The sequence below is a fragment of the Polyangiaceae bacterium genome, from assembly GCA_015075635.1.
In the GTDB taxonomy this organism is placed as follows: domain Bacteria; phylum Myxococcota_A; class Polyangia; order Polyangiales; family Polyangiaceae; genus JADJKB01.
Window position 1 is genome coordinate 1,356,724 of sequence record JABTUA010000002.1, and the last position, 13,707, is coordinate 1,370,430.

General features: G+C 71.2%; 13 protein-coding genes and 1 pseudogene. 7 read left to right on the forward strand and 7 right to left on the reverse strand.

The window, feature by feature from the left end; all coding sequences use genetic code 11:
- Window positions 1-12: 12 nt before the first annotated feature.
- Both HS104_22370 and HS104_22375 read left to right on the forward strand, forming a co-directional pair.
- Window positions 13-1,302, forward strand: coding sequence for a sigma 54-interacting transcriptional regulator (locus HS104_22370; GenBank protein ID MBE7482709.1), 1,290 nt, complete (start codon window positions 13-15; stop codon window positions 1,300-1,302).
- A 20-nt stretch (window positions 1,303-1,322) separates the two neighbouring features.
- Window positions 1,323-2,216: a hypothetical protein gene (locus HS104_22375; GenBank protein ID MBE7482710.1), complete on the forward strand. Its 894-nt coding sequence runs from the start codon at window positions 1,323-1,325 to the stop codon at window positions 2,214-2,216.
- Between the two features lies 1 nt (window position 2,217).
- On the opposite strand, the gene HS104_22380 is transcribed toward HS104_22375, so the two are convergent.
- Window positions 2,218-3,810: a protein kinase gene (locus HS104_22380; GenBank protein MBE7482711.1), complete on the reverse strand. Its 1,593-nt coding sequence runs from the start codon at window positions 3,808-3,810 to the stop codon at window positions 2,218-2,220.
- A gap of 39 nt (window positions 3,811-3,849) precedes the next feature.
- The gene (locus tag HS104_22385) at window positions 3,850-4,848 is read right to left on the reverse strand and encodes a DUF2804 domain-containing protein (GenBank protein ID MBE7482712.1); all 999 of its coding nucleotides are present in this window, start codon (window positions 4,846-4,848) and stop codon (window positions 3,850-3,852) included.
- Between the two features lie 34 nt (window positions 4,849-4,882).
- On the opposite strand from HS104_22385, the gene HS104_22390 reads away from it, so the two are divergent.
- From HS104_22390 to HS104_22405, 4 genes are all read left to right on the forward strand, one after another.
- A complete protein-coding gene (locus HS104_22390; protein MBE7482713.1) occupies window positions 4,883-5,587 on the forward strand; it encodes a hypothetical protein in 705 nt (234 codons plus the stop codon).
- Window positions 5,588-5,595: 8 nt separating this feature from the next.
- Window positions 5,596-6,138, forward strand: a complete 543-nt coding sequence (locus HS104_22395) for a YaeQ family protein (GenBank protein MBE7482714.1) — start codon at window positions 5,596-5,598, stop codon at window positions 6,136-6,138.
- Window positions 6,139-6,162: 24 nt separating this feature from the next.
- On the forward strand, window positions 6,163-6,726 hold the full coding sequence (locus tag HS104_22400) for a TIGR02265 family protein (protein ID MBE7482715.1): 564 nt from the start codon (window positions 6,163-6,165) through the stop codon (window positions 6,724-6,726).
- A gap of 106 nt (window positions 6,727-6,832) precedes the next feature.
- Complete coding sequence (locus tag HS104_22405) at window positions 6,833-7,765, forward strand: 3-phosphoglycerate dehydrogenase (GenBank protein MBE7482716.1); 933 nt, start codon at window positions 6,833-6,835, stop codon at window positions 7,763-7,765.
- A 291-nt stretch (window positions 7,766-8,056) separates the two neighbouring features.
- On the opposite strand, the pseudogene HS104_22410 reads toward HS104_22405, so the two are convergent.
- Window positions 8,057-8,164: pseudogene (locus HS104_22410) on the reverse strand (RNA-binding protein).
- Between the two features lie 550 nt (window positions 8,165-8,714).
- On the opposite strand from HS104_22410, the gene HS104_22415 reads away from it, so the two are divergent.
- Complete coding sequence (locus HS104_22415) at window positions 8,715-9,803, forward strand: leucine-rich repeat domain-containing protein (GenBank protein MBE7482717.1); 1,089 nt, start codon at window positions 8,715-8,717, stop codon at window positions 9,801-9,803.
- A 22-nt stretch (window positions 9,804-9,825) separates the two neighbouring features.
- On the opposite strand, the gene HS104_22420 is transcribed toward HS104_22415, so the two are convergent.
- Genes HS104_22420 through HS104_22435 form a run of 4 tightly spaced genes read right to left on the reverse strand, consistent with a single transcriptional unit; the run spans window position 9,826 to window position 13,678 of the window.
- A complete protein-coding gene (locus HS104_22420; GenBank protein ID MBE7482718.1) occupies window positions 9,826-10,359 on the reverse strand; it encodes a GNAT family N-acetyltransferase in 534 nt (177 codons plus the stop codon).
- Between the two features lie 48 nt (window positions 10,360-10,407).
- On the reverse strand, window positions 10,408-11,325 hold the full coding sequence (locus HS104_22425) for an AEC family transporter (protein ID MBE7482719.1): 918 nt from the start codon (window positions 11,323-11,325) through the stop codon (window positions 10,408-10,410).
- On the reverse strand, window positions 11,325-12,086 hold the full coding sequence (locus tag HS104_22430; protein MBE7482720.1) for a hypothetical protein: 762 nt from the start codon (window positions 12,084-12,086) through the stop codon (window positions 11,325-11,327). The genes HS104_22425 and HS104_22430 overlap by 1 nt, the downstream gene beginning before the upstream one ends.
- Window positions 12,071-13,678 carry a protein kinase gene (locus HS104_22435; protein MBE7482721.1) on the reverse strand — a complete coding sequence of 536 codons (1,608 nt, stop codon included), beginning with the start codon at window positions 13,676-13,678 and terminating at the stop codon, window positions 12,071-12,073. The genes HS104_22430 and HS104_22435 overlap by 16 nt, the downstream gene beginning before the upstream one ends.
- Window positions 13,679-13,707 lie beyond the last annotated feature (29 nt).

Consider the following 13,707-nt stretch of genomic DNA (forward strand, 5'->3'; position numbering starts at 1 on the left):
GCATCGGGGTGATTGGCCGACACCATCACCGAGAGCACGACGCACCCGCAGCGCGCCGCGTTGGGACAGCCCGAAATCGGCGTCGTCGTGCTGTACTCGCGGGGGCCGATCGTGCCCTTCGCCCGCTCCGTCCCGGCCTCGGCCAGCGTCGGGCGCGAAGGCGACGTCCAGATCGACGACGCCGGAGCATCGCGCGTCCACGCGCGCTTCGACAACCGCGGCGCCGCGCTGTGGGTCTCGGATCTGGGCAGCCGGAACGGCACCTTTCTGAACGGCGCCGCGATCGCGACGAGCGGCCAGCTCGCTCCCCCTGGCTCCGTCGTCCGCGTCGGCAGGACCTTGCTGCTCGTGCTCGCCGACGTGACGCCCTGGTTCGCGCCGCCGGTGGACGCCGCGGGCCTGGTCGGAGGTCCAGCCCTGGACGATGCGCGGCACTCGATCGCGACCATCGCGCCCACGCCGGCTCCGGTGCTGATCCTGGGCGAGACCGGCACCGGCAAGGAACTGGTGGCCAACGCCATCCACCGCGTCAGCGGACGGTCCGGGAACTTCGTCGCGCTCAACTGCGCCGCCGTGCCTTCGGAGCTGGTGGACGCCGAGCTCTTCGGCCACACGCGCGGCGCGTTCTCGGGCGCGACTGCGGCGCGCGGGGGCCTGATCCGAGCCGCCGACGGCGGCACGTTGTTCCTGGACGAGGTCGGCGAGATGACCCCGCCCATCCAGGCCAAGCTGCTCCGCACCCTCGAGACCAGAGAGGTGCGCTCGGTGGGCGAAGACAGGGTGTCCGTGGTGGACGTGCGTTTCGTCGCGGCGACCAACCGCGATCTCGTCGAGCAGGTCGACTCCGGGGGCTTTCGCGGCGATCTGCTGCACCGGCTCTCCGGGTTCGGCATCTCGCTGCCGCCGCTGCGGTCCCGCATCGAGGACGTGGGCGCTCTCGCTGAGGCCTTCCTGGCGGGCTCCGGCCTCGCGCTGTCGGTCCTCGCGCTGGAGCAGCTCTTGCTCCACGGCTGGCCCGGCAACGTGCGGGAGCTCAAGAACGTGATTGCGGCGGCGAGCGCGGTGGCCCAGCGGCGAGGCCACGCGGAAATCGAGCTGGAGGACCTGCCGCGGCTCACCGTGCCGGAGCCGCGCTCCCGCCCGCCGGCCGCCGAGGATCCCGGCGAACGCATCCGCAGGGCGCTCGCGCAGTCGGGCGGCGACGTGGCGCAGGCGGCGCGCGAGCTCTCGACCAGCCGCACCTCCCTGTACGAAACGCTGCGCCGCTTGGGGATCGACGCGAAGAGCTTCCGCCGCCGCTGAGATCGCGGATAATGCCCGGGATGTCTCTCCGAGCGCTGGGCGCCAGCGCCGCCGTCGTGCTCGCGCTCTTGGCCCCGTCTGCCGCCGCGAGCGAGCCGACCGAGGCCGCCGCCGCCTTCGACGAGGGCATGGGACACTATCGACGCAAGGCGTACACCGAGGCCGCGCAAGCCTTCTTTCGCGCGTATCGCCTGGAGCCGAGCGCGGACGCGGCCTACAACGCGGGCCTCGCCTGGGAGCTGTCGGGAAAAACCGCCTTGGCGGCGACCGCGTACCTGGTGGCCCTCGCCCGCGAGCTCGAGCCGGGCGCCGCCGCGGATGCGCGTGCGCGCGTCGAGCGGCTCGCGCCGGAGCTCGGGCGCATCGAGGTCTCGGCGCCCGAGGGCGCCCGGGTCGGCGTGCCGCCCTTCGAGCTCGAGGCGAACCACGCGGTGTTCTACCTGGAGCCCGGGCGTCACGAGGTCGGCGTCCGGCTGCGCGACGGCACCGCGCGCGTGCGCCGGGTGGACGCCGCCGCCGGACGCACGACGGTGCTCCTGATCGAGGAGGCCCGGCGCGAGGCAGCCGAACCGAGCGCGCCGCAACCCGATCCGGCGCGCTCGGAGCGCTCGTCGAGAAACGACTACGCCACCGCGGGTTGGATCTCCGTCGGCGTCGGAGCAGCAGCCGCGGGGGTCGCGGTGGTACTCGGCGTGCAGGCGCTGGGCGCGCGAGACGACTTCAACGCTTCGGGGCACCGAGACGCGGACGCGCGCGACCGCGCCGAGCGGCTGCGCACCTTCACCAACGTCGCCTGGGGGGTGGCAGGCCTGGCCGCCGCCGGCGGCGTCGGGCTCTTGCTCTTCGCACCCTCGGAGAGCACGGACGTCGCTCGCCTCCGGCCGAGCGGGGTCGCGCTGCGCGGGCGGTTCTAGCCTAGCGCTTGTACGGGTTCGCGCGGGGCTCCGGCGGCGCGTACACCGACGGCGCGAGGGCGGGCGCGCGCGGGAAGCGGCGGCCCGCGGCGGCGGCGCCGGGCTCGAGCCCGAGATCGTCGGGGCTGATCGCGGTGGCGTCCGCCGGGTCGTCCTTCACTGCCTCGACGGGGAGCTCGGCTGGGGTCACGACGGGCAGGCTCGCGCTGCTCGCTGCGGGGGCAGGCCTGGGCGCCGGCGACGCGTTGCTCTCCGCCGAGGGGCTGCCCGAGCTCCTCGTCATGCTCACGGCCACTCCCACGACCGAGACCACGATCAGCGCGAGCCCCGCGAGCCAAGCTCGGGAGCGCGCCTTGGGCGCAACCTCCACCACGGTGGCCGCGAGCTGAGTCAGCGCCTCGCTCGGCGGCGCGGACGGACCGATGGCGTCGGTGACGGTGGCCGCCGACGCCAAGGGCGACGAGCGCGGCGCGCTGGGCAGCGGGATCTCCACGCGCGGCACGCTCGCGTAAGGCTCCGAGCCCGGCGAGCGCGCCTCGATGCGCGGCGCGCTCGGACGGCTGTGGCGCTCGACGTCCCCGATGCTCCCGCCCAGGCGCTGGCGGCGGATGCGCGCAGCGGACTCGCGACGTGCCTCCAGCCCGGGCAAGAGCAGCGGTGCCAGGAAGGCCTTCACAGCGCGCGCGTCGGCCGGGAAGACGCCCGCCTGTCGCGCGGCGCTGGCGAGCGCCTCGGCGAACGCCTCGGCGGTCGGGTAGCGATCGGAAGGACGCATCGAAAGCGCACCGGCCAGAGCTTCGTCGAAGGCGCGGGGCAACTCGGGGCGGACGTGACGGAGCCGCGGCGGAGGCTCCTTCGAGACCTTCAAGAGCAGGGCGTAGTCGTTCAGCCCCTCGTGCATGCGCTGCCCGCTGAACAGCTCCCACGCCATCACGCCCACGCCCCACACGTCGCAGGTGCGATCGACCGGGCCCGTGCGCGCCTGCTCCGGCGCCATGTAGGCGATCTTGCCCTTCACCACCCCGGTCATGGTCTTGGTCAGGCGACTCGCCGCCTTGGCCACGCCGAAATCGGTGATGCGCGAGACGCCGTCGATGCCGATCAGCACGTTGTGTGGGGTGACGTCGCGGTGGACGACCGAGAGGGGAACGCCGTCTGCGTCGGTGAGCTCGTGGGCGGCGTGGAGACCGGAGAGCACGTCGTCCAGCACGCGCAACGCGATCTCGAACGGCAGACTCTGGCCGCGAGCGGTCAATAGGCGGCTCAGGCCCGCCAGCGACTCGCCTTCGACGTAGTCCATCACCACGAACACACCGTCCGGTGCCTCGCCGACGTCCAGCACGCTGACCACGTTCGGGTGTCGGATGCGGCCGGCCAGGCGAGCCTCGTCGATCAGCGCGGTGAAGAACTGCAAGTTGTCACGCAGGTGCTCGTGCGTGATCTTGATGGCGACCTCGCGCTCGAAGCCCCCCATGGCGGTGGAGCACGCCAGAAAGACGCGTCCCATGCCCCCGCTCGCGATGGGCAGGAGCACCTCGTATCGACCCAACCGCTCCGGGAAGGCCGATTCGGGGTCCAAGCCGGGAATCGTCATCGAGGCAATTCTACTCCGCGGAGCGGCCGCCGGCGCTCGTCACCACAGCGCATCGTGGTTTTCCACGACGCCGAACACGCCATCCACACTCACAGGCTCCGCGCCCGCCGGGGCAAGTCGGCCGTGAAAGCTGCCGTAGGGTTGGATGAAGTCGCTCCGGACGAGCCCCAGGTTCAGCGACTGCTTGCGCGCTCCGAGCGGCCGAAACTCGAGCTTGACCTCGTCACCTTGCCGGCTCGCGATGTGCCACGGGTCGCGCTCCGGATCGGCCGGCAGCTCGAACACTACGCCGCCGAGCGAGTGAGTCACCCCCTCGACGAACGCGGCGTTCTCGTGGGAGCTGCCCTCCGGCTGATCGTAGACGTCCGCCGACAAGTTGAGCCCCACGACCCGGCCGTCGCTCCCGCGGCCGGCGAAGGAGGCCCACTTCCAGCGCGTGTGCCGCCGCGCCAAGGAGCGCGTCCAGTCCAAGGTCGCCAGCGCGCCGCAGAGGTCGATGTCCCGCGCGCCCAACCGAAGCGCGCCCCGCGCAGGCAGCCCGCCGGCCTTGTGGGTGTAGGCGGGGCGATCCGGCGCGAGCGGAAACGCTACCGCCAGCGACTCTCGAGGCTCGATCTGGATCTCCCCGGAGAGGCGCTCGCCGTCGAGCCGAAGGTCGAGCTCGAGGCTCCAGCCCTCGCGATAGCGCATCGCGATGCGCTCCCGCCCGCGCTGCCAGAGCGTCTCACCCCGCACGGAGCTGGGCGCGAAGGAGAGCGCGCGGCCGAGCGGGGAGAGCGCCTCGTGCTCGCGGCGGTTGGCAGGCGCGGCGCGCTCGACCAGGTAGAGGAACGCGTTGGCCACGTAGCCGAGCTGAACCAGCGCGACACCGAGGAACCACTCGTCGCTGACCACGGAGTGGTAATGCCACTCCTTGGTTCGCCAGCGGTTCGTCTTGCCCAGCGAGGGATCGGCGATGGGGTGCCGGTAGCGCCCGAAGGCCCAGCCGCTGGGCTGAACCAGCGTCGCGGGAGGAGTGTTCTCGAGCGGGGGCAGCATTGTCGGCGCGCTCGTGCAAAGCTAGCAGAGCTTCATGCCGCGTCGCTCGCTTTCCCTGGCCGTGCTCGCGCTCGCGACCGCGCTGAGCGCGCCGGTGTCGAGCGGGGACGCCACGCCGGGGTTCCGCACCCTCGAGGTCGGCGGCAAGCGGCCGGCCTGGTATCACGCGCCGAAGGCCGAGGAACGCCGGCCGCTCGCCGTGTTCCTGCACGGCATGTGCGCGCTGCCGGAGTGGGAGTGCCCGGTCTTCCAGCCCGCGACGGGCTCCTCCTGGCTGCTGTGCCCGCCCGGTCCGGCGTCCTGCGAGGGCGGCGGCGCGATGTGGGTCGGCACTGGCTCGCAGCTGGAGAAGCGCGTGGACAAGAGCGTGAGCCTGCTCGCGGAGCGGGAGTCGGTCGATCTCGGGCGCCGCGTGCTGATCGGGTACTCGCTCGGGGCGCCCGCCGCGCTGCGCATCGCGCTCGGCCAACCGGGGCGCTGGCAGCGTCTGATGATCGTGAACGCCGGCACGCAGCCGAGCGCCGCTCAGCTCGGCAAGGCCGGCATTCGACGCATCGCGCTGGTCGCCGGCGAGCAGGACGCGACGGCCGCCAAGCTCAAGAAGAGCGCGAAGCGGCTGGGAGCGAGCGGCGTGGACGCGCGCTACTTCAGCATGGGCAACGTCGGGCACTACTTCGACCAAGGGAGCGCAGAGCGCCTCCGCGAAGCGCTGGCTTGGATCGGCGCCGACTGGCCCTGAGCGAAGACATGGCTCTGACCGCGACGATGTACCGCTGGCAGATGAACCTCTCCGACGTGGACCGCGGCGTGTACACCACCCTGGATCTGCGCCTGGCGCAGCACCCGTCCGAGAGCCTGCGCTACCTGGTGACGCGAGCGCTGGCCTACTGCCTCTCCTACGAGGACGGTATCGCCTTCAGCAAAGGCGGCATCTCGTCCACAGACGAGCCGCCGGTCTCGGTGCATGACCCGACTGGACTTCTGACGGCCTGGATCGACGTCGGGGCGCCCACGGCGGAGCGGCTGCACAAGGCCGCGAAGGCCGCGCCGAAGGTCGTGCTCTTCACCAGCTCCGACCTCGTGGCGCTGCGCCGCGAGGCGACGGGCATCCACCGAGTGGAGACCATCGAGGTGTTTCGCATCGAGCAACGTCTGATCGACGAAATCGCCGAGCGGGTCGAGCGAAACCTGAGCCTTGAGCTGACGCGGAGCGACGGTCACCTGTACGTCACGGTGGCGGGGCAGACGCTGAGCGGAAGCATCGAGCCCCAGAGCCTGGTGGAGCGCTGAAAACCTGGATAGGATGGGGCGCTCGTGACCAAGACCGGCTCCATTCGGGGGAGCGTCGTGCTTTCGCGCCTGGCCTTCGTGCGGCAGGCGAAGGGCGAAGAGGCGGTGAAGCGCGTGCTCGCCTCGCTCCCGCTGGAGGACCGCAAGCACTTCGCCGGCACGGTGCAGCCCAACGTCTGGTACCCGTTCGAGGCGGGGGAGCACCTGGACGCGGCCATCGCCGCGGAGCTGGGCGGCGGCGACGAGATCTTCGAGCAGATGGGCGCGCAATCGGCGGAGTTCAACCTGGGCGACACGCAGAAGCTCTTCGTGCAGGGCCGCGATCCGCAGGGGCTCTTGCGCAGCGCCTCGGCGATCTACCGCCTGTACTACGACACCGGCTCGCGCACCTACCACGCCTCCGGCGCTCGCAAGGCAGTGCTCCGCACGCTTCAGAGCAAGACCTACTCCAAGTACGACTGCCTGACCGTCGTCGGCTGGCACGAGAAGGCCATCGAGATGTGCGGCGGACGCAATCCGCGCGTCACGCACACCAAGTGCCGGGCGCGCGGCGACGACTTCTGCGAGTACATCTGCGAGTGGGGCTGACGCCACTCGCGCATTGTCTGCGCGCCGTGCGCTTCGGGTGACGCCTGGCAGTTGCGGGCGCCCGAGGGCCGCGCTACGAGCACGCCACCGACCAGGAGGCGTCCCCGTGTCCAAGCATGTCGTCCTCGCCACCGAGAAACCGTTCGCGGCGTCAGCCCGGGATCAGATCCTCGGCATTTTGAAAGAAGCGAAGTACGAGGCCATCGCCCTCGAGAAGTACACCGGCAAGGGCCCGCTGATCGAAGCGGTGAAGAACGCCGATGCGCTGATCATCCGCAGCGACATCTTGGACGCCGAGGTGCTCGCCGCCGCGACCAAGCTGGCGCTGGTCGTGCGCGCCGGCGCCGGCTACGACAACGTGGACGTCAAGACCGCGAAGGAGCGCGGTGTCGCCGTGATGAACACGCCGGGCCAGAACGCCAACGCCGTGGCGGAGCTGGTGGCGGGCATGATGGTCATGTGCGCGCGCAACCTGTTCGACGGCACCACCGGCACGGAGCTCAAGGGCAAGACCTTGGGCCTCCACGCCTTCGGCGCCGTGGGCCGGGCCGTGGCGGGCATCGCCAAGGGCTTCGGCATGGAGGTCTTGGCGTTCGATCCCTTCGTGGGTGCCGACGCGATGACGGCCCTGGGGGTCGAGCACGTCGCTGCGGTCGAGGCGCTGTACGAGCGCTCGCGCTACGTCTCGCTGCACATCCCCGCGACCGCCGAGACCAAGGGCTCCATCGGCAAGGACCGCCTGATGCGCATGCCCAAGGGCGCCACGCTGATCAACACCGCTCGCAAAGAGGTGATCAACGAGGCCGAGCTGTTGGCAGTGCTGGCGGAGCGCGAGGACTTCCGCTACGCGAGCGACATCGCGCCCTCGGCCGAGACGCTGGCGACCATCAAGCAGAAGTACTCGAACCGCGTCTACGTCACGCCGGTCAAGCTCGGCGCGCAGACCGGCGAGGCCAACGTGAACGCCGGCCTGGCCGCAGCCAGGCAGATCGTCGCGTTCTTCGAGAACGGCGAGCGCCGGTTCGTCGTCAATCCCTGAGCCACCACGACCGCCGGGTCGGATCGCGTGTGCTAGGATCGCGACCATGCGCGCGCGCCTCACGGTCGTATTCGGCGTCGGGCTCCTGTCGTGTCTCGAGCTCGCCAGCTGCACCTCCACGACCGAGAACGAGCCCAAACAGACGGGCGGCAGCAGCGGGACCGGCGCGCTCGACGGGGGTTCTGGTGCCGGCGGCGGCGGCGCGCCCAGCGGCGGCGGCGCTCCGAGCGGCGGTGGAGGCCCGAGCGGCGGTGGTGCGCCCAACGGCGGTGGCGGTGGGCCGACCGGCGGTGGTGGTGGCCCGAGCGGCGGTGGGGGTGCTCCCAGCGGCGGTGGTGGCGCGCCCAGCGGCGGTGGTGGCGCGCCCAGCGGCGGCGGTGGCGCGCCCAGCGGCGGCGGCAGCCCGGCGGTCGACTGTAGCTGCACCGGCTCACCGCCGGTGGACGCAGGCGGCAGCGGGTGCGTGCGCTGCATCGACGCGATCTACGTCAACCTTCCGGTCACCGATCCGAAGCTCTGTCAGAACGAGGTGGACATGTACAAGGCGCTTCGCGACTGCGTCTGTCAGAAATGCGGGGGCCCCGGGAAGGATTGTGCCCAGCAGCTCTGCCCGCCGGCCACCTTCGACGGCACCTGCGAAGGCTGCATGGTCACGAGCTGCAACGCCGCGTTTAGCGCGTGCAACAAGTAGCGCGGCCGAGGGGGTCGTGTTGCGTCGCCAGTGCTCGAAGTCGTCGGGATGAGGGCGACTCGGCGCCCACCGCTGGGTGAGGTGGACGTCCGCGCACACGCTGGGATCTGACGCGGCACGCTGGTGGGGTGCGACGCTCGTGGCCGAAGAGCAGTCCGAAGCGGCGAGCCTTCCGTTCGCGCCTACGGTGGCCGTCTAGAAGAGCTGACGAGCCGCGCCGCCTTGACGCGCTCTCCGTTCGGCGTTGGAAAGGAGCTCATGCCCCGTCGATACTGCCTGCCGTTCCTGGCTGTCGTAGCGCTCGCGTGCTCCAAGAGCCAAGCCCCGGAGCAGCAGGCGAAGGCCGAGAGCCCACCGGCACCCCCCGTTGCTCCCGTGGCCACACTAAGCGTGAGCGCCAGCGCGGCGGTCGCGTCGGCGGCGCCCTCCGCATCCGCTGCTCCCTCGCCTCCCGCATACCCTGTCGAGTTCTGCGGCAAGAAGCTCGGGAAAGACACGACGGTGATCAACTGCCAGACGGAGGGGGTCGTCGACGCGCCTCGGGATCTCGCGCCGCTCGCCGCGTTCCCGAAGCTACGCTCCCTCCAGATCGTGAGCGGCCCGGCGGGGATGCCCGCCAACGACTTGTCGCCTCTGGCCGGCCTGACGGAGCTCCGCGAGATCGTGATTCTCGAGATCAGGACCAAGAGCTTGGAGCCTTTGGCTGGCCTCACCAAGCTCGAGAAGCTCGTCCTCATCCACACCCATGTGAGCGACCTCGGTCCGCTGGCGAAGCTCACGCGCCTGCGAGAGCTCAACCTGTCGTGGGCGCGGAACGTCAGCGACGTCACCCCGCTCGGTGGGTTGCGAGAGCTCGAGAAGTTGAGCCTCTCCGGAGTCAGCCTCGGCGATCTGACCCAGCTCGAGCCCCTGACCAAGCTGAAGGAGCTGCGCATCGACTCGACCAAGGTCACCGACCTGACGCCGCTCCAGAAGCTTCCCAACCTGCGCGAGCTCGACCTCGACGGCTGCAAGGAGCTCGCTGAGCTCGGGCCGCTCGGCGGTCTGACCCAGCTGGAGCGCCTCCGGTTGGGCAACACCAAGGTGACCGACCTGACGCCCCTGGCCGGCCTGACCTCGCTCACTGACCTCGGTCTGGGTCGCTGCAAGCTGCTGACGGACGTCTCTCCGCTCGCCAAGCTGAGCAAGCTGGAGCACCTGAACGTCTCCGACTCCGGGCTCGCGGACGCTTCGCCCCTCTACGGGCTCACGCAGCTCAAGACCCTCCAGGTGTACGGCACGCGCGTCCCCGAGTCCCAGAAGGAAGAGCTCGCGGCCAAGCTGACCTCGGCGAAGATCCACAAGTAGGTATCAGCACGCCCGCAGCCCCTCAGGCCGTCCTTGCCAGGTCTGCCGGCAACAGGTCGAGGAGCATGCCGTCGTGGTATCGCCCGTCCGCGCCGCGCTCGTAGTCGCGCATCACGCCCACGCGCCGGAACCCGACCTTCTCGTAGGCCCGGATGGCCCTCAGGTTGTCCGCCGCGGGATCGATGGTGATGCGGTGGTGCCCGCACACCTCGAACAGGTAGCGGCACAAGAGCTCGATCGCCTCCGGCCCCAGCCCCGTACCCTGCGCGGACGACGTCAGGAAGAGGTCGATGCCCGCGTGGCGGTAGTCGCGATGGAGGTTCTCCCAGCCCGCGATCCACCCGACGACTTCGCCGCCGCGCTCGATCACGAACGTGTTGACCCGCTCCGTTCCCGGAAGCGGGTCGCCCGCCAGGAGCTCGCGTCCGTCGAACTCGTCGTCCGGCTCGCTCCAGTGCGCGGCCACCTCGGGCTCGCGCAAGATCGCGAGGAGCCTGGGCAAGTCCGCCGCTTCGACCGGGCGGAGCACCAGGCGCGCGCTGCGCAAGATCGTCACGCACGAGACGTAGGAACGTCCTCGGCGGATGGCAAGAGCAGTCGCCAGCTACCTGAGCAGCCAAGCCCACGCCGGCACGGTGAAGAGCGAGAGCGGCACTCCGACGCCCACCATCGCGGTGGCGAGTCGGGGCGCGAGGCCCGACTCCATCGCGAGCAGCGCCCCGGTGATCATCGGCGCCATCGCGGCCTCCGCGACGGCCACATCTCCGACCAGCCCCGTCACGCCGAGGGCGCGCTGCACGATCAGGTACACGACCAGAGGCGCGAGCACCAGCCGCACCGAGAGGCCAATCGCCAGCGGGCGCGCGTGCTCGGCGAGGCCCTGCCGATCCACACGCAGCTGCCAACCCACGGCGAAGAGCGCCAGCGGCACCACCAGGAGGGCGAGCTTGTCGAGCACGCTGCTGACCAGGCTGGGCAGCGCGACCGGTCGCAGCGCGATGGCCAGCACGAAGGCCAGGAACGGCGGAAAGAGCAGCAGCTGCCGCCCGAGCGCGCGGAGGCTCGGGCGCCCCTCGCCGCGCCCGGCGCTGGCAGCGACCATGCCGAGGGTGGTGAGCACCAGGAACTGACCCTGATCGACCAGGACGGCGCGGGCGAGGCCCTCGCGACCATAGAGCGCCTCGATCAGCGGAAAGCCCACGAACGAGGTGTTGGCGAGCCCCGTCGTCAAGAGCAGGCACGCAGTGATCTCGCGCGGCCAGCCGAGCGCCCGACCGGCTCCGAGGAGGACCACGAGCGCGACCAAGAAGATCAAGAGCGGCGTGGCAAGGGCGATGCCGAGCTCGAGCCATTGCTCGGACGCCAGCCGGAGCCCGTGGATGGTGACGAGGGTCAGCGCGGGCAGCGCGATGTGGATGACCACCCGCGTCGCGACCACTGGAGTGGCCTCGGGCAGGCGGCCGCTCTGCCGCGCGAGCACCCCGGCGAGCAGGCACACGACGACCAGGACCAGGTTCGTCACTAGAAGCGGACCCGAAGCGCTGCCGACGAGGAGCGCGGGCCCACCTGCGCCGTGGCCGCGACGCCGCTCTTCCTGTCCAGCACCAGCCACAAACCGATCCCCGTGGCCAGCGCGCCGGCTGCGATCCCCACGATGCCCAGGGTCTGCTCGCGCTTGGCGGCGTCGAGCTCGCCCTTGGCTTCAGGACTGTTCCAGTAGGTCGTCCCGGGCTCGATCGCGTGCACGTCGTCGTTCCTCGACTTCGCCGAGAGCAACAACAGACCGCCGCCGAGGGCCAGCGCGCCACCGACCGCGATGGTGACGTACCCCACGGTGGGCGACGGCGCGTCCTTCGGCACCGGTGGCGGCGGCGCGGGGCTCGGCTCCGGCTCGGGCGCGGGCCCAGGAGGCGGCGCGCCGAGCTCGCCCCGGAGCTTCTCGATGTGCGCGCTGAGCTCCGCGCGATCCGGCGCTGCGTCGCCGGCAAGGGCCAGGTATCGCTCGAACGACTCGGCCGCGAGGCGCTTGTTGCCGACGCGCTCGGCGATCATGCCCACGCGCAGCGAGACCGCGGGTTTGTCGGCGATGCGCTGCACGCAGCTCAGGATTTCCAGCGCCCCGCGGGGATCGGCCGCCTCGCGGCGGAGCGCCTCTTCGAACAGCGCGCGCCCTTTCTTCTCCATCTCGCGGGGGTTGCCGGTGTCGGTGGGGCACGCCGGCACCTCGGCCCGCACCGGCAGCGCGCTCACCAGGCACGCGAGCGCCGTCAGCGCTTGAGGCACCCCGGGTAGTCGAAGCTGTCGGGCGTACAGGGCTTGGTCCCTTTGCTGGTCACCGGAACTTTAGCGGCTGACGGCTTCGGCTTGCCAGCTCCCGGCAGCGGTTTTGGCTTGGAGGTGCTCGCCGTCGCAGCGAGCTCGGGTTCCAGGGGCAGCGATTCGGCCGACAAGAGCGGCTCCGGGAGCGGCGGCTCCGGAAGCGGCACGGGGGCGACCGTCGCGGGGCGAATCGGCGCGGGCTGGCTCGCGCTCGCGGGCTCGACGCGCCTCTTCCCGGTGGCCAGCACCGAGAGCACCACCAAGAGGAGCGCCGCGAGGCTTCCGGCGATGACGCCGCCCACGACCGCCGACGAGTGGCGTGCGCGCGCGGTGGTCAAGGGCGGAGGCTGCGAGAGCCTCGCCACCGGTTCGAGCGCTGCCTCCATCGGCGTCGGGAGGCTCGCCGGGGCCGCCACGGGCTCCGACGGCGGGGGCGGGTAGCCCGAGACGGCGACGCGGCGCGTGCGCGGGCGCGCTTCGTCCGGCTCCTCTCGCGGCTCGGGCTCGCGGCGGCTCGGGCGCTTGAACAACAGGAGGGTCCGTGTCTCGAAGCGCGGACGCTTTGGCGCATCCGAGTCGCCCGGCACCGTGCTCGCGTCTTCCTCCAACATTCGCGCGAGCTTCTTGTGGGCGGTGCCGGCGTGGCGCCGGGCATAAGCGACGAGCGCTGCTTCGAGGTCCTCGCGCTGCTTGCCACGCGCGGCGAGCCAGGCGTCGAGCTTCCGCGCGAGCTCCACGCCGGTCGGCGGCCGATCGGCCGGGCTCTTCGCCAGCAGGCCGTCCACGATGCCAGCGAGCTCGGGGTCGATGTCCGGTACCGCCGACGCGAGCGTCGGAGGACTGGCGTAAGCGACGAGCTTCAGGAGCTCGAGGTCGCCCTTGGCGTCGAAGGGGACCTTGCCCGCCAGGAGCTCGAACAAGACGATGCCGAGCGAATACAGGTCCGCGCGTCCGTCCACGGGCTTTCGCGCCGCGTACTCCGGCGACATGTACGCGATCTTGCCCTTGATGATCCCGGTGCGCGTGTGCGAGCTCTTTCCGGTCGCTTTGGCGATGCCGAAATCGGTGATCTTCACGCTGCCGTCGAAGCCGACCAGGATGTTGCTGGGCGTCACGTCGCGGTGGACGATGTCGAGGGAGCGGCCGCTCTCGTCCGTGAGCGCGTGAGCGGCGTGCAGACCCTCGGCGGCTCGAGCGCAGACGAAGGCGACCAGCTCCGCGGGCATCGGCTCGCCGGCGCGCCGGCCCTCCAGCGCGATGCGCGCCAGGGCCACGCCGTCCACGTACTCCATCACCAGGTACGGACCGTCGTCGTCCTCGCCGAAGCCCACCAGGCCGACCACGTTGGGGTGACAGAGCGAGCCGGTGAGCCAGATCTCGTCGCGGAACATGCGCACGAACTCCTGGTCCCGGGAGTATTCGGGGTGCATGCGCTTGACCGCGACGAAGCGCTCGCCGTCCGGATCCGTCAGGCGTGCCAGCTCCACGGCGCCCATGCCACCGCTGGCGATCTCGCCGAGCACGGTGAGGTCGAGCTCGGGCGCGGCCTGGGTCATGCCCGGGCATTATCCCAGATTTTCTCCGG